The sequence below is a fragment of the Pantoea sp. SGAir0215 genome (assembly GCF_043543215.1).
Window position 1 is genome coordinate 2,172,304 of record NZ_CP028031.1, and the last position, 24,955, is coordinate 2,197,258.

Consider the following 24,955-nt stretch of genomic DNA (forward strand, 5'->3'; position numbering starts at 1 on the left):
AGAAATGATAGGGCTTTAATGATCAAATGTTGCAACCTTTTGCTGTCACCCCCGCTCAGTAATGCAGGGACTTAAGCAACGCCCGTCACGCTGTGGATGAGCCGACTGTTGGGGTCAACAGTGCGTAGAGCAGAAAGGGCTGTTGTTTCTCGGAAAGACAGCGGGTGATATCCGTCAACCCGGCCAGGACAGCAGGGGAGCGGAGACTGTGGCAACGACCCAACGTTTGCAGGGCTGCTGCGCGTGAAAACCAGAGATACGTGATCGTTTCATTACCCGGCAGGCTGCAGGAAAGGAGACGACACTGACTGTGGGATGATAAAAATGGAAAGGCCCGTTTCGTGTCCTTACAAGGGCGGAAATGCGTTAAACACCGCCACTTAATGTAAGAAAGAGCGGCGCGAGGTTGAAAGAAAACGAATTTCTCCCGCATACTGAGAGATTATCTACCCAGGCTAAAGGAACTGCTCTCTATGGCTGAAGAAACGATTTTCAGTAAAATCATCCGTCGCGAAATTCCCGCCGACGTGGTTTATCAGGATGAACTCGTCACGGCGTTTCGCGATATCTCGCCTAAAGCCCCCACGCACATCCTGATTGTCCCTAACATTCTTATCCCGACCGCCAACGATGTTGAGGCGGCACATGAGCAGGCGCTTGGCCGAATGTTCACGGCGGCGGCGAAGATTGCGCGTGAAGAAGGGATTGATAAAGAGGGTTATCGCCTGATCGTCAACTGCAATCAGCACGGTGGTCAGGAAGTTTACCATATTCATATGCATCTGGTAGGCGGTAAACCGCTTGGTCCGATGCTGTCACATTGATCCCTGAAGGGGACCTTGCTATGCGTTCATGGCTGACAGGACTGGCCGTTTTGCTGAGTCTGACCGGTTGCAGTAGTGATAAACCGATGATCAATACGTCTCAGTCGCTGGTGATGGAATCATCCGTGCTTTCAGCGGGCATTATTACCGATGAGCCCACGCTGGATGACCACGACGGTCAGAAACGTGCCAGCAGCATACTCTACAATCAGCGTGAAACGCCGGTTGTGGTGCACTATCGTTATTACTGGTACGACGATAAAGGGCTGGAAATAACGCCGCGTGAACCCGCGCAGATTGTCACGGTGCCGCCTGACGGCAGCGTCGCTGCGGTGTCGCAACTGGGTAACCTGACGGCCAGCAAGGTTCGTCTCTATATCTATCTCTGAGGACTGTTACGTGATTCGCAGTGTTAATCGTACTGGCGCACTGATGATGGCGCTTATTCTTTCGGGCTGTGTGTTGAAACAGCAGCAGCCTGCCCCCGTGGAACAGCAAACTCAGCCCGAGGAGCAGACTCAGCCCGTTCCTCAGCCTGAGCCGCAGCCGGTTCCTCAGCCTCAACCCGTTCCGCAGCCGCCAAAGCTGGTGACAATTAACTGGGATGCCACCGTACAGCCGCTGGTCGCCCAAATGGTGCGTGCCGCAACTGTGCAGCCGGGCAGCGTGCTGTTGGTGGATCGTATCAAAAACAACACCAACGGTTCACTCCAGTCGGAGAAGGCAACCAGTGCCATTCAGACGGCGCTGAACAACAATGGTAAGTTCAGCCTGGTGTCGCCGGAGCAGCTGGCGCAGGCCAAACAGGCGCTGGGGCTTTCGCCGGACGACAGTCTTAACTCACGCAGTAAAGCGATTGGCCTGGCGCGTAACGTTAACGCCCAGTATGTGCTTTACAGCACGGCGAAGGGTGACGTCAAAACGCCGACCATCCAGATGCAGCTCATGCTGGTGCAGACGGGCGAAATTATCTGGTCGGGCAACGGTGTCGCCCAGAATTAATGCCGCTTTTTTACAGCTGATTCAGGCTACAACGGGTGAGCAGCCGGTCAACCTGACCTCACTCGCGGGCTTAACCGGGCAGAGTTGTCGCATCCTGACCGCACAGGGACGCTATCTTCTCCGCCCGACACCGCATCCCGCGATACCGTTCGTTAATCGCCAGCGCGAGCACCGTGTGTTGCGCAAGTTGCAGCCCAGCGGGCTGGTGAACGCGCCGCTGGCGGGTAACCGCCATGGCCTTATTATGCCCTGGCAGGAAGGTGAGGTGCTGGATGAGGCGGGTTTTCGTGCACAGCGGTACGAGGTGATTACGCTCCTCCAGCGGCTTCATCACCAGCCGCTGACCGGTTATCGTGTCGTGCTGTTACCCCTGCTGTGGCAATACTGGCAGCAGTGCCAGCAGCGTCAGTATTGCTGGCTGCGCCAGCTAAAACGGCTGACAGAGCAGGGGGAGCCGCGTCCGTTGCGCCTTGCCCCGCTGCATATGGATGTTCATCCTGCCAACCTGATCCAGTCATCGCAGGGGCTGCATCTTATCGACTGGGAATATGCCGCGGACGGGGATGTGGCGCTGGAGCTGGCCGCCGTCTGTTTTGCCGTGCCGGATCAGCAAACCGGTTGGCTAACCGACTATGCTGAGCGGATGCAGTTACCGCTGGCTTCACTTCAGCGTCAGGTTCGTCGCTGGCAACCATGGCTGCACCTGCTAGTGGCCAGTTGGTATCAACTGCGCGCAGAACAGAGTGGCGATGCCCAATTACAACAGCTGGCTCAACAGAGCTGGTCACAGATTTAACGGCTTTGCGCAGAGGCGCAGAGAGACAGGATACAGGTTATGACAACACGTTTTCCCGGCCCACTCATGCTGGACGTTGAACGTTTCGAGCTGGATGCCGAAGAGCGCGACATACTGCGCCATCCGCTGGTGGGTGGCGTGATTCTTTTTGCCCGCAATTACCACGATCCGGCGCAACTGGCCGAGCTGGTCCGTCAGATCCGCGCCGCGTCGCACACTCGTCTGGTTGTGGCCGTCGATCAGGAAGGTGGTCGGGTACAGCGTTTTCGTGACGGCTTCACCACACTACCGGCGATGCAGTCATTTGCTGCGCTCCACGATATGAGCACGGCAGGGGAGTTGGCCCAGCAGGCAGGCTGGCAGATGGCCGCCGAAATGATAGTGATGGATATCGACATCAGCTTTGCGCCGGTGCTGGATATCGGCCACATCAGTGCGGCCATTGGCGACCGGTCATTTCACGCGGATCCGCAGATCGCCCTCGCGATAGCGCGCCGCTTTATTGCCGGTATGCATGAGGCGGGAATGAAGACGACCGGTAAGCATTTCCCCGGTCATGGTGCGGTCAGCGCAGATTCCCATAAAGAAACCCCGCGCGACAATCGCCGTGAAGCCGAGGTGCGCGAGCACGATATGGCCATTTTTCGTACGCTGATTCATGAACAGGCGCTGGATGCCATTATGCCTGCCCATGTGATCTACAGCGAAGCGGACCCGCTTCCTGCCAGCGGATCACCCTACTGGCTGAAAACGGTGTTACGCCAGGAACTGGGCTTTAAGGGCGTGATTTTCTCTGACGATCTCTCCATGGAAGGTGCCGCCGTGATGGGCAGCTATGCGGAGCGTGCGCAGCAGTCACTGTCTGCCGGTTGTGACATGGTTCTGGTTTGTAACGATCGCAAGGGCGCCGTCAGTGTCATAGATAATTTGACCCTGATCGAAGCGGAGCCTGTCATGCAGTTGTATCATCGTGGAACCCTGAGCCGGGAGAGCCTGAAAGCGAGTCGCCGCTGGAAAGACAATGCGCAGCAGCTCAGTGCGCTACAGGCGCGCTGGCTGGCACATAAAGCCGCGTTATAGCCATCAGGTTGCCCGGCGCGACAGCCATAGAGGATAAACATGATTATTTATCTGCACGGTTTTGACGCGACGAGCCCGGGCAACCACGAAAAAGTGTTGCAACTGCAGTTTATCGATCCTGATGTCAGACTCATCAGTTACAGCACCCGTCATCCTAAACATGACATGCAATTTCTGCTGAAAGAAACGGATAAGATGCTGGGCCTCAGTGATGATCCCCGTCCGCTGATCTGCGGGGTCGGCTTAGGAGGCTACTGGTCCGAGCGTATTGGTTTTTTATGCGGTATCCGTCAGGTCCTGTTTAACCCCAACCTCTTTCCCTTCGAGACCATGGAAGGCAGGATTGATCGTCCTGAAGAGTACCTGGATATAGCCACCAAGTGCGTCAGCGATTTTCGCGAGCGTAATCGTGACCGCTGCCTGACCATTTTAGCGCGTCATGATGAGGCGCTTGACAGCCAGCGCACCGCGACGCTGCTCCAGCCTTATTACCCCCTTATCTGGGACGAAAGCGAAAGCCATAAGTTCCGGAATCTCTCGCCCCATCTCCAGCGAATCAACGCCTTCAAAACCACCGTGTAACACAACGCGGCAACCGCACGATGCCGGGCTCTATGCCAGGAACAGTCTGCTAAATTTGATGTACATCAATTTTCTGAGGCCCATCCGGGGCCGTCATGGTATTCTGCCTTCAGATAGCGATGTTATGTCGCCAACCCTATGTTTATTAAGGTTTAATTTAACCATTGATTAACTTTTGGTTCACAATTTGAGGGGGTCCTTGTTGACTGCATCTGTTAAGAAAATTGTTATTGTTGGCGGCGGTGCCGGCGGGCTGGAAATGGCCACGCAACTGGGCCACAAGCTGGGGCGTAAAAAGAAAGCCGAGATTATTCTGGTCGATCGCAACCACAGTCACTTGTGGAAGCCGCTGCTGCATGAAGTCGCTACCGGATCGATGGATGAAGGGATTGATGCGCTGAGTTATCTGGCGCATGCCCGTAATCACGGTTTCCAGTTCCAGCTGGGTTCGCTCACTAACATCAACCGCGAAAAGAAAGTGATTCAGCTGGCCGAAGTGGTCAATGCGCAGGGGGACGTGTTAGTGCCCGAGCGCGAACTGGCCTACGACACGCTGGTGATGGCGCTGGGCAGTACCTCAAACGACTTTGGGACGCCGGGCGTCAAAGATCACTGCATTTTTCTCGATAACCCGCAACAGGCTCGCCGTTTCCATAACGAAATGCTCAACCTGTTCCTGAAATTCTCGGCCAGTGAAGGGGCGCTGGAGAAGGTCAATATCGCCATCGTCGGGGGCGGAGCAACAGGCGTTGAGCTGTCGGCGGAGCTGCATAATGCCGTGAAGCAACTGCACAGCTATGGCTATAAGGCGCTCGACAGTGAAGCGCTGAACGTAACGCTGGTGGAAGCGGGCGAACGTATCCTGCCAGCCTTACCACCGCGTATTTCGGCTGCGGCCCATCAGGAACTGTCAAAGCTGGGTGTTCGCGTGCTGACACAAACGATGGTCACCAGCGCAGATAAGCAGGGCCTGCACACGAAGAGCGGCGAATTTATCGAAGCCGATTTAATGGTCTGGGCAGCGGGCATCAAAGCGCCTGATTTTATGAAAGGCATCGGTGGACTGGAAACGAATCGCATTAATCAGCTGGTGGTCAAAGACACGCTGCAAACCACGTTGGATGAGGATATCTACGCTATCGGCGACTGTGCCTCCTGTGCCTTGCCGGGTGGCGGATTCGTGCCACCGCGTGCGCAGTCAGCTCATCAGATGGCGTCCTGTGCGCTGGATAACATCCTGCTGCAGTACCGGGGCAAGCCGTTGAAAGCCTACGTCTATAAAGACCACGGCTCGCTGGTGTCGCTGTCGCGCTTTAGTACGGTGGGAAGCCTGATGGGCAACCTGATGCGCGGCTCTATGATGATTGAAGGGCGCATCGCCCGTGTTGTCTATATCTCCCTGTACCGCATGCATCAGGTCGCCCTGCATGGCTATATCAAAACTGGCCTGATGATGGTGGTGGGGAGCCTGAACCGGGTGATTCGCCCCCGGCTGAAACTGCACTAAGAGTACGGGGCGGATTCGCCTGACTTCGCCACCGGTGCTGTTCCGGTGGCGAAACCCGCGCACGATTTTACGCTGTCATTCCTGTTCAGAACTCTCCGAAAACGTGGTAGTACCACTGTTGGCGCGATTTTCTTCCCAAATTCCGATATTGCAAAAGCTTTACATCTGTAAAACTTATCTCAACCAAACGGCGAGTCGCGCACGCCGGTTCTGCCAGTGCTGTGAGGGATATCCAGCGGCAGGAATGCGCGGTAACACTTTCAGGAGGAACTTCCTGTGAATAAATCAATGTTAGCGGGTATCGGTATTGGCGTGGCAGCGGCACTGGGTGTTGCCGCCGTAGCAAGCATTAACGTGTTTGACCGCGGTCCTCAATACGCACAGGTGCTGTCAGCAACACCAATAAAAGAATCTATCAAACAACCGCGTCAGGAATGTCGTAACGTGACGCTGACGCATCGTCGTCCGGTTCAGGATGAAAACCGTATCGCCGGTTCAGTACTGGGTGCGGTAGCGGGCGGTGTGCTGGGTCATCAGTTTGGCGGTGGTCGCGGACGCGATGTCGCAACGGTAGCCGGTGCACTGGCAGGCGGTTATGCCGGTAACCAGGTTCAGGGCGGCCTGCAGGATCGTGATACCTACACGACGTCTGAACAGCGTTGCAGAACCGTATACGACAAACAAGAAAAGATGCTGGGTTATGACGTAACCTACAAGATCGGCGACCAGCAGGGTAAAATCCGTATGGAAAACGATCCGGGTACGCGTATTCCGGTTGACCGTAACGGACAATTGATCCTGAACGGCGACAAGGCTTAAGGGCAAAGCTTGCCGCATTGCGGTCACACAGCACACATAACAAAAATGATAAGCGCATCTCCGGATGCGCTTTTTTTTGCTTATCCGAACGCTAAAGCGCGCAACCGAACGATAGCCTCTTCCAGGCTGCTCGCCGTGCGTGGCTGACCTTATGCATCAGATCCCCGCTGCACGGTAAATATGGCTGCGTTAAAGCGGCGGCGTCAGGCTGACATTTTCATTCACGCGATTCACAGACAGTCACGTCAGGACGGTTTTTGTAACACATTACTTGCTGGATTTTTACATATTTAGAACAAAGTGCACAGTCAGGGAAAGAGCATTACGCTTAATTACTCTTTCTTATCAAATGCATTGAGAAAGCAGGCTAACCGTTGATAACAAAACCGGTTTGCTTCGGTGCAAAAGTAAAAGGGAGCAGTTCAATGCGTGATAACACCTCAGTCGAGCACAGCACGGTGCGCAAGATGGCATGGCGGCTGATGCCGCTGTTTACGGTAGGCTATTTTCTGGCGTCCCTTGACCGCGTCAACGTCGGCTTTGCGGCATTACAAATGAATGGCGACATCGGCTTATCCGCTGCCGCATACGGCCTGGGTGCAGGGCTGTTTTTCTTTGCCTACTGCCTTTTCGCCGTGCCCTGCAATATGGTAATGACAAAAGTGGGCGCAACCCGCTGGCTGTCTGCCGTCATGATTGCATGGGGATTGCTGGCGGCGGGCATGTCAATGGCGCAGGGCCCGGTATCTTTTTATCTTCTCCGGTTTTTACTGGGGATCGCGGAAGCCGGCTTTTTCCCGGGCGTCATTTATTACTTTACGCTTTGTTTTCCCAAACGTTATCGTGGACAAATGGTGGCCATCCTGATGATGGCGCTGCCGGTGTCCAGCGTGCTGGGTTCACCGCTGTCCGCCGCACTGCTTAATTTCGATGGCCTGATGAACCTGCGTGGCTGGCATTGGTTATTTATCCTTGAAGGTACGCCGGCTGTCGCGCTGGGCTTCCTGACTTTTCTGATGTTGCCGAGGCAGCCTCTGGAGGCTAAATGGCTGAGCCCGCAGGAAAGCAGCTGGTTACGTCATACGATGGCGGAAGAGCAGAAAAGTACCGCCCCGACAACCCCGCGCGTCAGCCTGTTCGCCACGTTGTTCAGTCCGCGCGTGCTGCTGCTGACGCTTATTTATCTGGGCGGAACCGCCGTTACCAATGGTCTGGCATTATGGCAACCTCAAATCATTAAAACCTTTAACCTGAGCGTTATTCAGATTGGCTTAGTCAATGCCATTCCGTTCGCGGTGGCGAGCCTGGCGATGTATCTGTGGGGACGTCACTCTGACCAGACAGGCGAGCGTCGTCTGCACACCGCTTTTCCGTTATTGCTGGGAGCGACCGGTCTTGCGGCCAGCATGTATGTTACCCATCTCTGGCCGATGCTGATGGTGCTTTGCCTGACCATTACCGCAGCGTCGATGATTAAGGGCCCGTTCTGGGCGATGGCAACCGAGATGATTCCCGCCAGCGCGGCGGCTGTGGTCATCGGGCAAATCAATGCCCTTAATAATCTGGGCGTGTTTGTGGGTACCTGGCTAATTGGCTTAATTCGCACCAGCACGGGGAGTTTTACCTACGCGCTGACGCCCCTGATGCTGGTCACGTCCTGTGCCTGCCTTGGCGCGCTGTTGATTGGCCGACGTCAGTCACCGCGTGATCCGCATAAAAAGCCTGTCTGACACCACGGCATGAATACACGCTCCTGATGAAAAGCGTGGCGGCGGAAACAGGCGCATGATACGCACTTCTCAGCCAACCATAAAAAAAGCCGCCGTAAGGCGGCTTGTCAGCTGCATGAATGCAAAACGATGAGCGAGTTTAAGACGCGACCTGATTTTCCAGTAACTGGTTCATAAATGACTGCACCCAGTCCATGCGCACCTTTCGTTCCGTCAGCTCACGGGTAAAGCGTAACCGTGTCGGACCTTCCAGTTTCCACTGCTTTGCATCTTTCTGCAGCAGACCAATCAGCCAGGCCGGATCGACACTGTTCTGCGGAGCAAAATCAAAATAACCGCCTTTGTCGCTGGCTTCAATTTTGCGCACGCCCACCGCTCGCGCTTTCATGCGCAGCACGGCGATGTCCAGCAGATTACGCGCCGGATCGGGTAACAGACCGAAGCGATCGATCATTTCCACCTTCAGCTCCTGCAACTCCTCTTCCGTTTCGGCACTGGCTACGCGTTTATACAGCGATAAACGGGTATTCACGTCCGGAATAAAGTCTTCCGGCAGCAGGGCAGGCATGCGCAGTTCTACTTCGGTCTGATTACGGGTGAGATCTTCCAGCGAAGGCTCGCGACCGGCTTTCAATGCATCGACCGCATTTTCCAGCAGTTCCATGTACAGCGAGAAGCCCAGGGTTTCCATCTGACCACTTTGCTCTTCACCCAGCAGTTCACCGGCACCCCGAATTTCGAGATCGTGCGTAGCCAGCGCAAAGCCTGCCCCCAGATCTTCCAGGGAGGCGATGGCTTCCAGACGTTTTTGCGCGTCGGTCGTCATGGCTTTGGGATGTGGGGTCAGCAGCCAGGCATAAGCCTGATGGTGCGACCGGCCCACGCGACCACGCAACTGATGTAGCTGTGCCAGCCCGAAGTGATCGGCCCGTTCAATAATGATGGTATTCGCCGTCGGAATATCAATGCCGGTTTCGATGATGGTGGTACATACCAGAACATTGAAACGCTGATGATGGAAGTCATTCATCACCCGTTCCAGATCACGTTCGCGCATCTGTCCGTGACCAATGGCAATGCGCGCTTCCGGCACCAGTTCCGCCAGCCGCTGCGAGGCTTTCTCGATATTTTCGACATCGTTATACAGGTAATAGACCTGACCACCGCGCAAAATTTCACGCAAAATGGCTTCGCGAATCACTAAGTCGTCGTATTCCCGTACAAAGGTTTTTACCGCCAGACGACGCGCGGGTGGCGTGGCGATGATGGACAGGTCGCGCATCCCGCTCATGGCCATATTCAGCGTACGGGGAATCGGCGTGGCGGTCAGCGTAAGGATATCCACATCGGCGCGCATCGCCTTGATGCGCTCTTTATGACGCACGCCAAAGCGGTGTTCTTCATCGACGATCAGTAAGCCCAGATCGTGCCACTTAATGTCGCTCATCAACAGCTTGTGAGTGCCAATCAGCACATCAATTTTGCCTTCGCTGGCCTCCTGCAAAATCTGATTCTGCTCTTTGGCGCTACGGAAGCGTGACAGCATTTCGATGCGCACCGGCCAGTTAGCGAAGCGGTCACGGAAATTATCGTAATGCTGCTGAGCCAGCAGGGTGGTGGGAACCAGCACCGCCACCTGCTTGTTGTTCTCCACCGCCAGGAAGGCCGCGCGCATGGCAACTTCGGTTTTACCAAAGCCCACATCACCGCACACCAGACGATCCATGGCCAGCGGCTGGCACATGTCACTTAACACGGCATTGATGGCCTGGGTTTGATCGGGTGTGGTTTCAAACGGAAAACTTTCGCAGAACAGTTGATACTGCTCACGGTCATGTTTGAAGGCAAACCCGGCCTTGGCGGCACGCTGAGCATAGATATCCAGCAGTTCAGCGGCCACGTCGCGCACTTTCTCCGCCGCTTTCTGCCGCGCGCGCGACCAGGCATCGCTGCCCAGTTTATGCAGCGGTGCATTTTCGTCGGCACCGCCGGCATAACGACTGATAAGATGCAGGGAGGAAACCGGGACGTACAACTTGGCGTCATTGGCATAGGAGAGCATCAAATACTCTGCCTGAATGCCGCCGGCTTCCAGCGTGGTCAGGCCGATGTAGCGCCCGACGCCGTGTTCAAGGTGCACCACAGGCTGGCCCGGATGCAGTTCCGCCAGGTTGCGAATCAGGATGTCCGGATTAATGGTGCGGCGCGTATCCTGGCGGCGGCGGCTGATGCGTTCGCCCAGCAAATCGCTTTCACAGATGAAAGCCAGCTTCCCCTGTGTATCCACAAAGCCCCGCTCGCTGGCACCGAGCATCAGACCATACTGTGCCTCCCGGGCCTCGCGCAGATGACGAATGGGTTTCGGCCGTACTTTAATGCGCGCCAGCAACTCCTGCAGGCTTTCACGGCGGCCTTCGCTTTCAACGGAAAACACCACGTCACCGGTAAACTGTTCCAGGAACTGACGTAAATGATCCAGCGGCGCTTTCGCCTGCGCCTGAACGGACAGATCGGGCAGGGATTCATAGCCCAGGTTGGTATTGGCGGCCCGGGCCGGCAGCACCTCATGGGTCATACGGATACGCGGCCAGGCTTTGAGTTCCCCCATTAAGGCATCCGGGCGCAGCCACAGCGTGGTCGGCTCCAGCAGCGGGCGCATGGGATCGACACGGCGGTTTTCGTAACGCGCATTCGCATCCTGCCAGAAGCGCTCGGCACTGCCTTCCAGATCGCCACAGTTCACGATCAACGTGTTGTCAGGCAGATAGCTAAACAGCGACGGTAACGGCTGGTCGAAGAACAGCGGTTGCCAGTATTCAATACCGGCCGGCAGGGTGCCTTTGCTCACCTGCTGATAAATATGCTCTGCCTCACGGCGCACATCAAAGTTTTCACGCCAGCGGCTACGGAACAGTTCAATGGCTGTTTTATCGCTGGGAAATTCATGGGCCGGCAGCAAATTAATGGCGGGAACGGCTTCCAGCGTTCGCTGGCTGTCGACATCAAACAGGCGCAGGCTGTCGATCTCGTCATCAAAAAAATCGATACGGTAGGGCTGATCACTGCCCATCGGGAACAGATCGAGCAGGGCGCCGCGTGTGGCGTACTCGCCGTGCTCCATCACCTGATCGACATGGCGATAGCCGGCCTGTTCAAGCTGGTCGCGCAGGCGGTCGCGTGACAGTTTCTGGCCCTGCTGCATCACCAGCGCATGACCGTGCAGGTAGCTGTGAGGACAAACACGCTGCATCAGCGTGTTGACCGGCATAATCAGCATGCCGCGTTGCAGCGTGGGCAACTGATACAGGGTGGACAGACGTGCCGAGATAATATCCTGGTGGGGTGAGAAGCTGTCATAAGGCAGCGTTTCCCAGTCCGCAAGGTGGGTAACAGGTAAATCGGTAAACTGACGAATCTCGTCCAGCAGACGCAGGGCGGTTTGCGTATCGGGTGTAATCATTAACACCGGACCTGCATGGCGCTCAGTGATGCTGGCACACTCAACCGCGTGCGCAGCGCCAGTCAGCTGACCGAGCAGGCGTTGGTCGCCTGATTTCACGGGCAGGGTATAGCGAGTCGGTTCGGACATGTGATCTCGAGGTTGCTCCATTTTTACCAGGGCGTCATCATTCCATAATACGCCATGGGGATCACCTCTGCGGCAGATTTTTTCTGCCGCTTCGCCTGATGCAGGCGATGCAGAAGGGTTGCTGTGTGTAAATCTTTTTTGCGAACAGGGCTCGCAGGAAAGTGAATCGGGTACATCAGAGTCACGGTCATAGCCGTCACCGCTTTACCCGAATAAGTATACCGATGTGGGGCGTGGATGATCGTACGATAAACATCATCTTTGTGGCTTAATCCTGTGCATCAAACCGTCTGCTAACCTATTCTGATACAACTTTGCAGCAGACTCAGAGGGTTAGAGGTTTCATAAAGTGCACAGCTCCTTTATCATCCTCTCTACTTATTTTCCAGCAACTGCACATTGGATACCATGTATCAACCTGTCGCGCTATTTATCGGTCTGCGCTACATGCGCGGAAGAGCAGCGGATCGTTTCGGTCGCTTTGTCTCCTGGCTCTCCACCATTGGTATCACGCTTGGCGTGCTGGCCATGATTACTGTGCTGTCTGTGATGAACGGTTTCGAGCGCGAGCTTGAGGGCAACATCCTGGGCCTGATGCCACAGGCGCTGATCACCAGCAACACGGGCAGCATCAATCCGCAGCAATTCCCTGCCTCTGCACTCAAGCTCAACGGCGTTGACCGCATCGCGCCGCTGACCACCGGTAATGTGGTGCTGCAAAGTGCACACAACGTCTCAGTCGGGGTGATGCTGGGGATCCAGCCGGACGAAAAGGATCCCCTGACGCCTTTTCTCGTTAACACGCCGCAAAGCGTGTTACAGCCCGGTCAGTATAACGTCATCCTGGGCGAACAACTGGCCTCGCAGCTGGGCGTGAAACGGGGTGATCAGATCCGCCTGATGGTGCCGTCCGTCAGCCAGTTCACGCCCATGGGGCGCGTGCCGAGCCAGCGCCTGTTTACCGTGGCGGGCACGTATGCGGCTAACAGCGAAGTTGATGGCTATCAGATTCTGGTTAACCAGCAGGATGCGTCGCGCATTATGCGCTATCCCGCGGGCAACATCACCGGCTGGCGTCTGTGGCTGGATAAGCCGCTTGAGGTTGACAGCGTGAGCCAACAGGCTCTGCCCGCGGGCATGGTCTGGAAAGACTGGCGCGAACGCAAAGGGGATTTATTCCAGGCCGTGCGTATGGAGAAAAACATGATGGGGCTGCTGCTGAGCCTGATCATTGCCGTTGCGGCCTTCAATATCATCACCTCGCTGGGCCTGCTGATCATGGAGAAGCAGGGTGAAGTGGCCATTCTGCAAACCCAGGGATTAACCCGCCGTCAGATTGTCGCCGTTTTTATGGTGCAGGGTGCCAGTGCCGGGATTATTGGCACGTTGCTCGGGGCGCTGCTTGGCGTCCTGTTAGCCAGCCAGCTTAATAACCTGATGCCGGTCATTGGCCTGTTTTTGGACGGTGCCGCGCTGCCTGTGGATATTAATCTGTGGCAGGTGGTGACTATCGCCTTCAGCGCAATGGTGATTGCGCTGCTTTCTACGCTTTACCCTTCATGGCGCGCTGCCGCCGTACAACCCGCTGAGGCTTTACGCTATGAGTAACTCTCCTTTGTTGCAGTGCCGCGACCTGTGCAAACGCTATCAGGAAGGAAGCGTACAGACCGACGTACTGCGCAACGTGAATTTTGATGTGCAACCTGGTGAACTGATGGCGATTGTCGGCAGTTCAGGATCAGGAAAAAGTACCCTGCTGCACCTGCTGGGCGGGCTGGATACGCCCACTGCGGGCGATGTGGTGTTTGACGGACGTTCGCTGAACAGCATGTCTTCTTCTGATAAGGCCGAACTGCGTAACCGCGAACTGGGCTTTATCTACCAGTTTCACCACCTGCTGCCCGACTTTAGCGCGCTGGAAAACGTCGCGATGCCGCTGCTGATTGGCAAAACCGCTAAAGGCGAAGCCCAGGCACGCGCGCGGGAAATTCTGGCCGCCGTCGGGCTGGAACACCGCGCCGCCCATCGTCCGTCTGAACTGTCTGGTGGTGAGCGTCAGCGCGTGGCGATTGCCCGTGCGCTGGTGAATCGTCCCCGCCTGGTCATGGCTGATGAGCCCACCGGTAACCTGGATGCCCGCAATGCGGATGCCATTTTTGAACTGCTGGGGGAGCTGAATGTGCGTCAGGGCACGGCGTTTCTGGTGGTCACCCACGATCTGCATCTGGCAAAACGCATGACGCGTCAGATGGAAATGCGCGACGGCCAGCTCAGCGATCAGATTATCCTGGCGGGAGCGGTCTGATGGGATCGTCGCTATCACTGTTACTGGGGCTGCGTTTTAGCCGTGGCCGTCGTCGCGGCGGCATGGTGTCGCTGATCTCGGTGATTTCCACCGTGGGCATTGCACTCGGCGTTGCGGTGCTGATCATTGGCCTGAGCGCCATGAACGGCTTCGAGCGTGAGCTGAATAAACGCATTCTTGCCGTGGTCCCGCACGGTGAAATCGAAGCCGTTAATCAGCCTTTTCAGCGCTGGCAGTCATTGATCGCGCCGATTGAGCAGGTGCCTGGCATCGCGGCTGCCGCGCCCTATGTCAACTTTACCGGCCTGATTGAAAGTGGCGCGAAGATGGAAGCGTTGCAGGTGAAAGGCGTGGATCCGGCACAGGAGCCACGGCTGAGTGCCTTACCTTCTTTTGTCACCGACAATGCCTGGTCATCCTTTGCGGCAGGGAAACAACAAATCATCCTCGGTGGTGGTATCGCAAAGGCGCTCAACGTGAAGCAGGGCGACTGGATCACCATCATGATCCCGAACAACGACGGTGAGAATAAGCTCCTGCAACCCAAACGTATTCGCCTGCAGGTGAGCGGTATTTTGCAGCTGAGCGGAATGCTGGATCACAGCCTGGCTCTGGTGCCGCTGGCGGACGCGCAGCAGTATCTGGATATGGGTGACAGCGTGACCGGCATCGCGCTGAAGATGAACGATCCCTTCCAGGCGGCCAAACTGGTGCGCGCGGCGGGTGAAGTAACGCACGCTTACGTGTATATCAAAAGCTGGATTGGCACCTACGGTTATATGTACCGCGATATCCAGATGATTCGCGCCATCATGTACCTGGCCATGGTGCTGGTGATCGGCGTCGCCTGTTTCAACATTGTGTCGACACTGGTGATGGCCGTTAAAGACAAGAGCAGTGATATCGCCGTTCTGCGGACGCTGGGCGCAAAAGATGGCCTGATTCGGGCAATTTTTATCTGGTACGGCCTGCTGGCAGGCCTGCTGGGCAGCGTGAGCGGCGTGGTGGTCGGTGTACTGGTGGCGCTGAATCTGACATCGCTGATGAAAGGTCTTGAAACGCTGACCGGTCACCATTTGTTAGCCGGCGATATCTACTTCATCGACTTCCTGCCGTCTGAATTGCACTGGCTGGACGTGTTTTCAGTACTGATTACCGCTATTGTGCTAAGCCTGCTGGCAAGTTGGTATCCCGCACGGCGCGCCAGCCGCATCGATCCGGCGCGTGTCCTGAGTGGACAGTAGTCGTACCAGACAGCGCCGTTCATGCTGCGCTGTCGGCCCTGTTCTTTAGATTGTCGGGCCAACTGGCCCAAACTTTGTTGATTGACCTGCGGACGTTTTACTCACCGCACCAGGAGACTTTATGCGTACACCTCGTCGCCGTATACGACTTGCCCGCCTGAAGAAAACACGCAGGAAAGTGCATCAGCGCTTTCGCCAGCGTATTTTCGAACGCGATCGTCAGGCCGAACTGGCGGCGCACCCGTTGCCGCGCATCGTCGTGTTAACGGGGGCAGGGATATCCGCCGAATCCGGTATCAGGACCTTTCGTGCCGCGGACGGATTATGGGAAGAGCATCGGGTTGAAGATGTCGCCACGCCAGAAGGTTTCCGACGCGATCCGGCGCTGGTGCAGCGCTTTTATAACGCGCGGCGTCAGCAGCTTCAGCAGCCCGAGATCCAGCCGAATGCCGCGCATCTGGCGCTGGCAGAACTGGAACAGGTGCTGGGCGACAACTTTTTCCTTGTCACGCAAAATATCGATAACTTGCACGAGCGCGCGGGCAACAGCCGTGTGCTGCATATGCACGGCGAATTGTTAAAAGTGCGCTGTGCCAGTAGCGGACAGGTGATCGACTGGCAGGAAGACGTCACGGAGAACGACCGGTGTACCTGCTGTCAGTTTCCCTCTGTCCTGCGCCCCCATGTCGTCTGGTTTGGCGAAATGCCGCTGGGTATGGAAGACATCTACCAGGCGCTGGAACAGGCCGATCTGTTTATCGCCATCGGCACCTCAGGCCACGTGTATCCCGCGGCGGGCTTTGTTCATGAGGCAAAGCTGCAAGGCGCGCATACGGTGGAACTGAATCTGGAGCCCAGCCAGGTGGGCAATGAGTTTGCCGAAAGTCACTACGGGCTCGCAAGTGAAGTGGTTCCCGCCTTCGTACATAAGCTGTTGCACGGGCTGCACAAATAATCTTGTGTGTGATGCCACCGCACACCTGAAAGAAAACACTTTCAGCAGTAAGACGGTCGCGCCACACGCCGGCCTCAGGGTTTACGGCAGCCCAGCTGCGGCAGGGAGTCAGGCCGCCTGTTGATGCACGGGTTAACGGCCTGCGTGCGGTTTCCGAACGGCATGCGGCTGTTGCCTGCCTCCTCTCATCCTCAGTCGCGTTAAACTCCGCCGCCGTATGATTAAGCGCAGCCGGATGCTTCCTGGGGCGCATCACATCGGCATCACAAAGGTTACAGGTGCCCGAAACGGCTGTGCGTGTTTGCCTTATTAATATTTCTGTCTGCTGACACAAGAGCCTGTCAGCAAAGAAAAGGGCCGCGATAGCGGAAAAAAACGCGCCCCGGTTTTGACTCTGAATCTGGCTGATGCAGGGCAGGGTTGCGTTAACCGCCGCAAAAACCAGCGATTGCCCGTTTTTTTATGCTGTCTGGCGTGCGGAATATGCCCCGGCAGCCTTAACCTGAACGATAATGATTTGACGCAACACGATGTCTTGCCGGTTTATCAATAATGACCGGCGGTAAATTTTAAGGATGGCATATGAAGCAACTATTAGAACGCTTTTTGCGTTATGTGGCAGTAGAGACGCAGGCAAAACCGCAGGCACGTCAGGTGCCCAGCAGCGAAGGTCAGTGGGTACTGGCCCGCCAGTTGCAGGAAGAACTGCTGGCCCTGGGTTTTGTGGATGTCAGCCTGAGCGATCACTGTTGTGTGATGGGCACACTACCGGCCAATGTGGACTGGCCAACGCCGGTGGTGGGCTTTATTTCGCATATGGATACCTCACCGGATTTCACCGCGAAACATGTTAATCCGCAAATCATCGAAAACTACCGGGGCGGCGATATCGCGTTGGGCAATGGTGATGAAGTGCTGTCACCGGTCATGTTCCCCGTGTTGCATAAGCTTATCGGTCACACCCTGATCACCACCGATGGCAAAACCCTGCTGGGCGCGGATGATAAAGCGGGCATTGCCGAGATCATGACGGCCATGGCCAGACTGGCGGAAGGCGATATTCCGCACGGTGCCATTCGCGTTGCCTTTACCCCAGACGAAGAGATTGGGCGGGGCACGTCGCATTTCGATGTTGAAGGCTTTGCGGCTGACTGGGCCTATACCGTCGACGGCAGCGATCTGGGCGAATTTGAATACGAAAACTTCAATGCGGCCTCGGCGCTGGTGAAAGTCGTGGGCAACAATGTTCATCCCGGGTCTGCGAAAAATGTCATGGTCAATGCGCTGGAGCTGGCGACGCGTTTCAGTGCAGCGTTGCCTGCGAAAGAGAAGCCGGAATGGACAGACGGTTATGAGGGCTTCTTTCATCTGCACCAGATGAAAGGCACGGTTGAGCACGCTGAGCTGCACTACATCATTCGTGATTTTGATACCGAGGCGTTTGAACAACGCAAACGCACACTGCAGCAAATTGCGGATGAGATCAATAAAGACCTGCATCCCGGCTGTGGTATTACGGTAGAGATCAGCAACAGCTACCGCAATATGCGCGAAAAAGTCGAACCTTTCCCGCACATTATCGATCTGGCCTTGCAGGCGATGCGCGACTGCGGCATCGAGCCGGTGGTGAAACCGATTCGCGGCGGTACGGACGGTTCGTCCCTGTCATGGAAAGGATTGCCCTGTCCAAACCTGTTTACCGGGGGCTATAACTACCACGGCAAGCACGAGTTTGCCTCGCTGAACATCATGGCGCAGTCTGTCGACGTCATCGTTCGCCTGGCAGAACTGGCCGGTCAGAAGAAAGGTTAAAACAACGTCTCCTCGTCCGGGCAGGGCGAGGAGACGGCGTAAACGGATGGGAACACCACTTCTCCAGCGGTTTATTCAGCGCCGAAATACCAGTAACCCGCGTTAATCAGCCCGGCAATCTGCGCCAGCACGGCCGGATCGTCAAGAGCCTCCCCCAGATCATCCAGGGTAATTTCATCGCGATGTGCCAGCACTGACATCACGCGCGGATCGGCGCATTCGACGCGCTCGCCGTTGATATAAATCGCATCGCCCAGCGTCAGGACGCGTAATCCACCCAGACGGGACAATACATCGCCCTGTTGCAGCGCATCATAGATTTCATCGGGCTGATAAGGCGGTTCCGGTGGCGCAACGTCAAGTTCGTGGCGTGATTGTGAAATAAATTCGCCCAGCCACTGCTCAAAATGCGCAGGCTGATTCACCACATCCAGCATCACCTTGCGTAAGCCTTCCACTTCTTCAGGCAAAATCAGCGACGGGCAGTCGCGCGAAGGCACATCGGGATCGGTATAACGCAGGCTGCCCAGCTCGTTGGCCAGCGCATAATCGGCGAAGCCGCTGATGAGTTCACGTCCGCTGGGCGCGCGGAACCCTACAGAGTAGTTCAGCGCATTTTCGAGGGAGTAGCCTTCATGCGGGAAACCCGGCGGAATATAGAGAATATCGCCCGGTTCCATTTCTTCATCGATAATGGCGTCAAACGGCTCGACCTGCAGCAGGTCAGGATGCGGGCAGTGCTGTTTCATCGGCACTTTTTCGCCGACGCGCCAGCGGCGGCGGCCGGTGCCCTGAATAATAAACACATCGTACTGATCGAAATGCGGACCCACGCCGCCGCCGGGCACGGAGAACGAGATCATCAGATCGTCAATGCGCCAGTCCGGCAGAAAGCGGAAAGGGCGCATCAGTGCGGCAGAGGGCTCATGCCAGTGATTGACCGCCTGAACCAGCAGTGACCAGTTGTTTTCGCCCAGGTGATCGTAGCTTTCAAATGGACCATGGCTGACCTGCCACTTTCCGTTTGGCTGGCTGACCAGCCGACTGTCGACCTCATTTTCCATGGCTAAGCCCGCCAGTTCATCCGGCGAAATGGGATCGATAAAATTTTTAAAGCCACGCTTCAGCACTACCGGGCGCTTTTGCCAGTAACGCTGAATAAAATCGGGCCAGTTGAGATCGAGCTGATAATCCATAAAGAAAGTCCGCTAAGGGCTGAAAATACCTGCAAGTATAACAGCCCGCAGCCTGAACTACTCGCGGCGATGTTCCATTTCCTGACGCTGAAATACGACTTCCATGCGCGCACCGCCTAACGGGCTGCTGGAGGCGATGACATTACCGGCGTACTGCTCAAGGATATCTCGCACCACGGCCAGCCCGAGCCCCTGGCCTGGTCGCATGGTGTCGACGCGCTGTCCCCGCACGAAAATCAGGTCGCGCTTACTTTCCGGAATGCCCGGACCGTCATCATCAATATAGATGTGCAGCGCATCTTCGGTCTGATGAGCACTGACCTCAATAAATTCCAGACAGTATTTGCAGGCGTTATCCAGCACATTGCCCATCACTTCCATAAAGTCGTTCTGATCGCCAAAGAAGGTGATTTCCGGGGAAATATCCAGGGTAATTTCCACCCCTTTACGCTGATACACTTTATTCAGTGCCGAGCACAGGCTGTCCAGTAAACCCGATACCGAATGCAGATCACGCTGCAGGGGATTATGATCGGCCTGCATGCTGGCACGGTGCAGGTAATAACCGACCTGCTGAGAAATGCGGCTGATCTGCTCCAGCATCACCGGCTCGGCCTGTTCGATGGTTAACTCTTTTCCGCCGCGCAGCGAACGCAGGGTACTTTGCAGGACCGCCAGCGGTGTTTTCAGGCTGTGGGTCAGGTCGGCCAGCGTCGTGCGGTAACGCGTGTAACGTTGACGCTCGTTGGTCAGCAACAGATTGAGGTTACGCACCAGCGAACGCAGCTCCTGCGGGGGCTTATCGTCCAGATTTTCACGCTGTCCGGTTTCCAGTTCGCGTACCTGAAGCGTCAGATGCCCAATCGGCCGTAAACTCCAGTGCGCCGCCAGCCAGAGCAGCGGGACAATTAAAATCAGGTTAGCGGCCAGAACATAGCTGAACCATGACCAGACCACATCGGAATGCTGTAGCTCTTGTGGAATGGTATCGACCACCACAATGGTCAGGGCGGGCAGGTTGGTGGTGGCATCGTAGCGGTTGACGGCAACCGAATGGGTAAACGTATCCTGATCGTCATCGTCGTTATCATCCCACGCATGAAGCTGCTGCTGTGCCGTCAGATTGTCGCCCATGGCGGCCCGGCTGGTGCTGTTGTTCGTATCAATCTCGTAGAAATCAGGTTTTAACAGCCATTCGGGTTGAATCTTCTCACGAATTTCCGGCACATCACGCTGCTGCCAGAGCAGCTTGCCGTGTTCATCATAAATAAATACCAGGGTGGGGAAATTAAGCATGGTGCGCTCGGGCTGCGCAATTGTCAGCTTATTATCTTTCCACTGTGCCAGGGTAAAAAATAAATTGCTCTCGCCTCGCATCACACGATAGGTGTTTTTATCAAAACTCACCACATAGCCAATCACGGCGACCATGCCATAAGAAAGCGAGAGAATGAGAACGATGGCTGCGGAGGCCAGTAAAAAGCGTGTCCGCAGCGAAATAGGGCGATAACGTTTAAGCCAGGACATCATCAGAGATCAAAGCGGTAACCCTGGCCGCGAACGGTAGCGATAACTTCGTCAGAATGCAGCGCGAGGATTTTTTTGCGCAGGCGGCCCATTAATACATCGATCGTGTGGCTTTCACGCAATTCGGCATCGGGATACAGCTGCAACATTAATGAATCTTTACTCACCACTTTGCCCGCATTACGAATTAAGGTTTCCACGATGGTATATTCAAAGGCGGTCAGCTTAACCGGGCTTTCATTCACCGTCAGTTCGCGACGCGATAAATCGACCTGAAACGGCGGCATGGCAATAATTTGCGACGCATGACCACTGTTGCGGCGCATTAATGCCTGGAGGCGTGCGGCAACTTCTTCAATATGAAACGGTTTTGTGACGTAATCATCCGCACCGGCTTCCAGCGCTTCGACTTTCGCCTGCCAGCCTTCACGGGCGGTCAGCACCAGAATAGGCTGACGCACGGCATCATTGCGCCAGCGACGAATTAACGACATGCCGTCTTCACCGGGTAAGCCCAGATCGACCAACGCGATATCAGGTAAATGTTCCTGGAGAAAATAATCGGCTTCTTTGGCATCTTCAGCAGCATCAACCTGATGACCCATTTCTCGCAGTTGTACTGAAAGATGGTGGCGCAGCAGGGCATTATCTTCCACAACCAGAACACGCATAGGATTTCCTTAGCATCAGATCGAAACGAATTTAAATAAGTATAAGCGAAATGAATTAAACAGCAGGTTAACGCAGACCGGCGGGAACCGGTCTGCAGAAGGGATATTATTTCAGATCATCAACCATTTGAATCGCACGGCCAAGATAATTTGCCGGGGTCATCTGTTTTAAACGGGTTTTTTCTTCTTCAGGCAGCGCCAGGCTGTCGATAAAGGCCTGCATACCTGCGGCGTCAACACGTTTACCGCGGGTTAGCTCTTTCAGCTTCTCGTACGGTTTTTCGATGCCGTAACGGCGCATCACGGTCTGAATCGGCTCGGCCAGCACTTCCCAGTTGTGATCCAGTTCATCCAGCAGGCGCTCGCGGTTCACTTCCAGTTTTGAAATACCTTTTAAGGTGGCCTGATAGGCGATCAGCGCATAGCCTACGCCGACACCCAGGTTACGCAGCACGGTAGAATCGGTCAGATCACGCTGCCAGCGGGAAACCGGCAGTTTGCTGGCCAGATGCTGCATGACCGCGTTGGCCAGGCCCAGATTGCCTTCCGAGTTTTCAAAATCGATAGGGTTTACTTTATGCGGCATGGTCGACGAGCCGATTTCGCCCGCAACGGTTTTCTGTTTGAAGTGGTTGAGTGCCACATAGCCCCAGATATCGCGATCAAAGTCGATCAGGATGGTGTTAAAGCGGGCGATACAGTCAAACAGCTCGGCAATGTAGTCGTGCGGCTCGATTTGCGTCGTATAGGGATTCCAGGTGATGCCCAGCGAGGTAACAAACTCTTCACTCAGCTGGTGCCAGTCGGCTTCCGGGTACGCCGCAATGTGCGCGTTGTAGTTGCCCACGGCGCCGTTGATTTTGCCCAGCACTTCAATCTGCGACAGCTGACGCAGTTGACGTTCCATGCGGTAGGCGACGTTGGCCATCTCTTTACCCATAGTCGATGGCGTAGCGGGCTGGCCGTGCGTGCGAGACAGCAGGGGAATATCACGGTATTCCTGCGCCAGGCCTTTTATGGCGGCGATCAGCTGCTGCCAGTAAGGCAGAATGACATCGCGGCGTGCTGTTTCCAGCATCAACGCATGGGACAGGTTATTAATGTCTTCAGAGGTGCAGGCAAAATGAATAAATTCCGACACTGCATGCAGGGCGGGCACATCCGCCACTTTTTCTTTCAGGAAATACTCAACCGCTTTCACGTCATGGTTGGTGGTGCGCTCAATGGTTTTGATGCGTGCGGCGTCTGCTTCGCTGAAACGGGCGACGATCTCGTCAAGGAAAGCGTTTGCGTCAGCATCAAATGCAGGAACTTCCTTGATCTCTGCGGTCGCAGCCAGTTTTTGTAACCAGCGAACTTCAACCTCAACGCGGAACTTCAGCAAACCAAATTCGCTGAAAATTGCGCGCAGCGGGCTGACTTTATCGCCGTAACGACCATCGACAGGTGAGACGGCGGTCAGAGAGGATAATTCCATCAGTGCAACTCCTGATTCATTTAACGGTGTTTGCCTCACTGACTCAGTAAGTCAGTGGCAGGCGGGATAAAATCGATTTGGCTTCGCGCAGTAAACGCTGGCGCGAAAACATCAGCTGCAGTCGGCCTCCGCCAACCTGTTGCCACAACACGGCGGCACGAATGCCGGCCAGCAGCGTGGCGCGAACTTTACTCTGTAGCAGGGAATTCTGTAGCACTGCCGGCGATCCGGTTACCTGAATACGTGGGCCGAGCGGGCTAATCACATCGACATAAATGCCCGCCATGGCGCTCAGAATAGTGTCGGATTCCAACGTGTAATGCGCCAGCTGACGATCGAGCTGGCTGATACGCTGGGCCAGGGTGTTCATAGCCTGCTTGTTCGCATTGAGCTTGCGCTCCAGTACCATCAGGCTCAACGTGTAACGGGTCAGTTCGGCACCAGCGCCCTGACGTTGCGTGCTGTTCAGCACGGCCATCAGGGTTTCCAGCCCCAGGCGCAGGTTGGCTTCGTTGTTACCAAATACCGCCAGGGTCGAGGGAGGATTCAGGTCCAGTACGCTGCGCAGTGACACCGCCAGCGCCTCCGGCTGACAATGTCCCTGATTGGCTAACTGCTGCACCAGATGGGCCGCCTGGCAAATGCCCGCCAGTGCAAAGGTAATGTCCTGATAGTTTTTTGCCACGGTTACTCCTGTTTACGCGTTATTCCCACCGGTATTATGCGGCAACCCAAGGCAAACGTTCTTCGATGATACCGCCACCCAGGCAGACTTCATCAAGGTAGAACACCGCAGACTGACCCGGCGTGACCGCAGCAACGGGCTCATCAAACCGGACTTCAATTTTATCCTCGCCGTGCGGGATAATTTCGCAGGGGATATCGGTCTGACGGTAGCGGGTTTTCACCGTACAACGCAGCGGTGCGGTTAGCGGCTGACGATCAACCCAGTGTAACTGCTGGGCAATCAGACCCACTGACATCAGTCGGGGATGGTCGCCGCCCTGCGCCACGATCAGGCGGTTGCGCGCCACATCTTTATCAACGACGTACCAGGGATCGTCTTTGCTTTCTTTAAGACCGCCAATGCCCAGCCCTTTACGCTGGCCGAGCGTGTGATACATCAGGCCCTGGTGCTCACCCACAACCTGTCCGTCGACGGTTTCAATTTCACCCGGCTGGGCAGGGAGGTAGCGCGCGAGGAATTCGGTAAACTTGCGTTCACCGATGAAGCAAATGCCGGTGGAGTCTTTTTTCTTCGCCGTCACCAGCTCAAGTTGTTCAGCGATGCGACGCACTTCAGGCTTTTCCAGCTCGCCGACCGGGAACAGGCTCTGCGCGATTTGCTGGTGGCTGAGTGTGTAAAGGAAATAACTCTGGTCTTTGTTACCATCCAGACCGCGCAGCAGGTGGCTGCGGCCATCGATATCCTGACGGCGGACATAGTGCCCGGTGGCGATGAAGTCTGCACCCAGATCCTCTGCGGCAAACTCCAGAAACGCCTTGAATTTGATTTCTTTATTACACAGGATATCGGGATTGGGAGTGCGGCCCGCTTTGTACTCTTCCAGGAAGTGTTCAAAGACATTGTCCCAGTACTCTGCCGCAAAGTTCACTTTGTGCAGTTTAATACCTAACTTGTCGCACACGGCTTGCGCATCCGCCAGATCGTCAGCGGCGGTACAGTATTCCTCGCCATCGTCTTCCTCCCAGTTCTTCATGAACAGGCCTTCAACCTGATAGCCCTGCTGTTGCAGTAACCAGGCGGAAACGGAAGAATCGACGCCGCCGGACATTCCGACGATCACTTTTTTCTGGCAGTTATCAGACATCACAAGC

Annotated in this window: 21 protein-coding genes; 14 read left to right on the forward strand and 7 right to left on the reverse strand. The window is 55.6% G+C overall.

Annotated features, from left to right (window positions below):
• Positions 1-473 precede the first annotated feature (473 nt).
• From hinT to C1N64_RS10290, 9 genes are all read left to right on the forward strand, one after another.
• On the forward strand, positions 474-824 hold the full coding sequence (hinT, locus tag C1N64_RS10250) for a purine nucleoside phosphoramidase (protein WP_006118842.1): 351 nt from the start codon (positions 474-476) through the stop codon (positions 822-824).
• A gap of 20 nt (positions 825-844) precedes the next feature.
• Positions 845-1,213: a YcfL family protein gene (locus C1N64_RS10255; RefSeq protein WP_033737550.1), complete on the forward strand. Its 369-nt coding sequence runs from the start codon at positions 845-847 to the stop codon at positions 1,211-1,213.
• A gap of 10 nt (positions 1,214-1,223) precedes the next feature.
• Complete coding sequence (gene lpoB, locus C1N64_RS10260; RefSeq protein ID WP_039341074.1) at positions 1,224-1,826, forward strand: penicillin-binding protein activator LpoB; 603 nt, start codon at positions 1,224-1,226, stop codon at positions 1,824-1,826.
• Positions 1,810-2,622, forward strand: coding sequence for a thiamine kinase (thiK, locus tag C1N64_RS10265; protein ID WP_367143162.1), 813 nt, complete (start codon positions 1,810-1,812; stop codon positions 2,620-2,622). Before lpoB ends, thiK begins: the two co-directional genes overlap by 17 nt.
• Positions 2,623-2,661: 39 nt before the next feature.
• Entirely contained in the window at positions 2,662-3,702 is a 1,041-nt protein-coding gene (nagZ, locus tag C1N64_RS10270) for a beta-N-acetylhexosaminidase (protein WP_367143161.1), read from the forward strand.
• A 39-nt stretch (positions 3,703-3,741) separates the two neighbouring features.
• A complete protein-coding gene (gene ycfP / locus C1N64_RS10275) occupies positions 3,742-4,284 on the forward strand; it encodes an alpha/beta hydrolase YcfP (protein WP_006118847.1) in 543 nt (180 codons plus the stop codon).
• A 202-nt stretch (positions 4,285-4,486) separates the two neighbouring features.
• Positions 4,487-5,791 (forward strand): NAD(P)/FAD-dependent oxidoreductase, encoded by a 1,305-nt coding sequence (locus tag C1N64_RS10280; protein ID WP_039341063.1) that lies wholly within the window; start codon positions 4,487-4,489, stop codon positions 5,789-5,791.
• Positions 5,792-6,067: 276 nt separating this feature from the next.
• Complete coding sequence (locus C1N64_RS10285) at positions 6,068-6,610, forward strand: glycine zipper 2TM domain-containing protein (RefSeq protein WP_033737545.1); 543 nt, start codon at positions 6,068-6,070, stop codon at positions 6,608-6,610.
• Positions 6,611-7,035: 425 nt separating this feature from the next.
• Positions 7,036-8,340, forward strand: a complete 1,305-nt coding sequence (locus tag C1N64_RS10290) for an MFS transporter (protein WP_367143160.1) — start codon at positions 7,036-7,038, stop codon at positions 8,338-8,340.
• Positions 8,341-8,479: 139 nt separating this feature from the next.
• Here the strand turns inward: C1N64_RS10290 and mfd are convergent, their stop codons facing one another.
• A complete protein-coding gene (gene mfd, locus C1N64_RS10295) occupies positions 8,480-11,929 on the reverse strand; it encodes a transcription-repair coupling factor (RefSeq protein ID WP_394515474.1) in 3,450 nt (1,149 codons plus the stop codon).
• Positions 11,930-12,337: 408 nt separating this feature from the next.
• Between mfd and lolC the strand changes: the two genes are divergently transcribed.
• From lolC to pepT, 5 genes are all read left to right on the forward strand, one after another.
• Positions 12,338-13,537 carry a lipoprotein-releasing ABC transporter permease subunit LolC gene (gene lolC, locus C1N64_RS10300; RefSeq protein ID WP_033737765.1) on the forward strand — a complete coding sequence of 400 codons (1,200 nt, stop codon included), beginning with the start codon at positions 12,338-12,340 and terminating at the stop codon, positions 13,535-13,537.
• Positions 13,530-14,234 (forward strand): lipoprotein-releasing ABC transporter ATP-binding protein LolD, encoded by a 705-nt coding sequence (gene lolD / locus C1N64_RS10305; RefSeq protein WP_394515475.1) that lies wholly within the window; start codon positions 13,530-13,532, stop codon positions 14,232-14,234. The genes lolC and lolD overlap by 8 nt, the downstream gene beginning before the upstream one ends.
• Positions 14,234-15,478 (forward strand): lipoprotein-releasing ABC transporter permease subunit LolE, encoded by a 1,245-nt coding sequence (gene lolE / locus C1N64_RS10310; RefSeq protein ID WP_033737541.1) that lies wholly within the window; start codon positions 14,234-14,236, stop codon positions 15,476-15,478. Before lolD ends, lolE begins: the two co-directional genes overlap by 1 nt.
• Positions 15,479-15,599: 121 nt before the next feature.
• Entirely contained in the window at positions 15,600-16,433 is an 834-nt protein-coding gene (cobB, locus tag C1N64_RS10315) for a Sir2 family NAD+-dependent deacetylase (protein ID WP_033737540.1), read from the forward strand.
• 582 nt (positions 16,434-17,015) lie between these two features.
• Positions 17,016-18,245, forward strand: coding sequence for a peptidase T (gene pepT / locus C1N64_RS10320; protein WP_039341051.1), 1,230 nt, complete (start codon positions 17,016-17,018; stop codon positions 18,243-18,245).
• A 71-nt stretch (positions 18,246-18,316) separates the two neighbouring features.
• On the opposite strand, the gene C1N64_RS10325 is transcribed toward pepT, so the two are convergent.
• The 6 genes from C1N64_RS10325 to mnmA all read right to left on the reverse strand — a co-directional run bounded on the left by C1N64_RS10325 (position 18,317) and on the right by mnmA (position 24,948).
• Positions 18,317-19,441, reverse strand: a complete 1,125-nt coding sequence (locus C1N64_RS10325; protein WP_006118859.1) for a ribosomal protein uL16 3-hydroxylase — start codon at positions 19,439-19,441, stop codon at positions 18,317-18,319.
• Positions 19,442-19,498: 57 nt separating this feature from the next.
• Positions 19,499-20,968: a two-component system sensor histidine kinase PhoQ gene (gene phoQ / locus C1N64_RS10330; protein WP_033737764.1), complete on the reverse strand. Its 1,470-nt coding sequence runs from the start codon at positions 20,966-20,968 to the stop codon at positions 19,499-19,501.
• A 2-nt stretch (positions 20,969-20,970) separates the two neighbouring features.
• The gene (phoP, locus tag C1N64_RS10335; protein WP_033737538.1) at positions 20,971-21,639 is read right to left on the reverse strand and encodes a two-component system response regulator PhoP; all 669 of its coding nucleotides are present in this window, start codon (positions 21,637-21,639) and stop codon (positions 20,971-20,973) included.
• A 106-nt stretch (positions 21,640-21,745) separates the two neighbouring features.
• The gene (gene purB / locus C1N64_RS10340; protein ID WP_033737537.1) at positions 21,746-23,116 is read right to left on the reverse strand and encodes an adenylosuccinate lyase; all 1,371 of its coding nucleotides are present in this window, start codon (positions 23,114-23,116) and stop codon (positions 21,746-21,748) included.
• Between the two features lie 43 nt (positions 23,117-23,159).
• Complete coding sequence (gene hflD, locus C1N64_RS10345) at positions 23,160-23,801, reverse strand: high frequency lysogenization protein HflD (RefSeq protein ID WP_205956313.1); 642 nt, start codon at positions 23,799-23,801, stop codon at positions 23,160-23,162.
• Between the two features lie 34 nt (positions 23,802-23,835).
• The gene (gene mnmA, locus C1N64_RS10350; RefSeq protein WP_039341044.1) at positions 23,836-24,948 is read right to left on the reverse strand and encodes a tRNA 2-thiouridine(34) synthase MnmA; all 1,113 of its coding nucleotides are present in this window, start codon (positions 24,946-24,948) and stop codon (positions 23,836-23,838) included.
• Positions 24,949-24,955: the final 7 nt, after the last annotated feature.

Excerpts from the sequence above, each read along its gene's own strand:
- hinT (WP_006118842.1), top strand. The coding sequence starts at position 474 with ATGGCTGAAGAAACGATTTTCAGTAAAATCATCCGTCGCGAAATTCCC.
- C1N64_RS10255 (WP_033737550.1), top strand. The coding sequence starts at position 845 with ATGCGTTCATGGCTGACAGGACTGGCCGTTTTGCTGAGTCTGACCGGT.
- nagZ (WP_367143161.1), top strand. The coding sequence starts at position 2,662 with ATGACAACACGTTTTCCCGGCCCACTCATGCTGGACGTTGAACGTTTC.
- ycfP (WP_006118847.1), top strand. The coding sequence starts at position 3,742 with ATGATTATTTATCTGCACGGTTTTGACGCGACGAGCCCGGGCAACCAC.
- C1N64_RS10290 (WP_367143160.1), top strand. The coding sequence starts at position 7,036 with ATGCGTGATAACACCTCAGTCGAGCACAGCACGGTGCGCAAGATGGCA.
- mfd (WP_394515474.1), bottom strand. The coding sequence starts at position 11,929 with ATGTCCGAACCGACTCGCTATACCCTGCCCGTGAAATCAGGCGACCAA.
- lolC (WP_033737765.1), top strand. The coding sequence starts at position 12,338 with ATGTATCAACCTGTCGCGCTATTTATCGGTCTGCGCTACATGCGCGGA.
- lolD (WP_394515475.1), top strand. The coding sequence starts at position 13,530 with ATGAGTAACTCTCCTTTGTTGCAGTGCCGCGACCTGTGCAAACGCTAT.
- lolE (WP_033737541.1), top strand. The coding sequence starts at position 14,234 with ATGGGATCGTCGCTATCACTGTTACTGGGGCTGCGTTTTAGCCGTGGC.
- cobB (WP_033737540.1), top strand. The coding sequence starts at position 15,600 with ATGCGTACACCTCGTCGCCGTATACGACTTGCCCGCCTGAAGAAAACA.
- pepT (WP_039341051.1), top strand. The coding sequence starts at position 17,016 with ATGAAGCAACTATTAGAACGCTTTTTGCGTTATGTGGCAGTAGAGACG.
- C1N64_RS10325 (WP_006118859.1), bottom strand. The coding sequence starts at position 19,441 with ATGGATTATCAGCTCGATCTCAACTGGCCCGATTTTATTCAGCGTTAC.
- phoQ (WP_033737764.1), bottom strand. The coding sequence starts at position 20,968 with ATGTCCTGGCTTAAACGTTATCGCCCTATTTCGCTGCGGACACGCTTT.
- phoP (WP_033737538.1), bottom strand. The coding sequence starts at position 21,639 with ATGCGTGTTCTGGTTGTGGAAGATAATGCCCTGCTGCGCCACCATCTT.
- purB (WP_033737537.1), bottom strand. The coding sequence starts at position 23,116 with ATGGAATTATCCTCTCTGACCGCCGTCTCACCTGTCGATGGTCGTTAC.
- mnmA (WP_039341044.1), bottom strand. The coding sequence starts at position 24,948 with ATGTCTGATAACTGCCAGAAAAAAGTGATCGTCGGAATGTCCGGCGGC.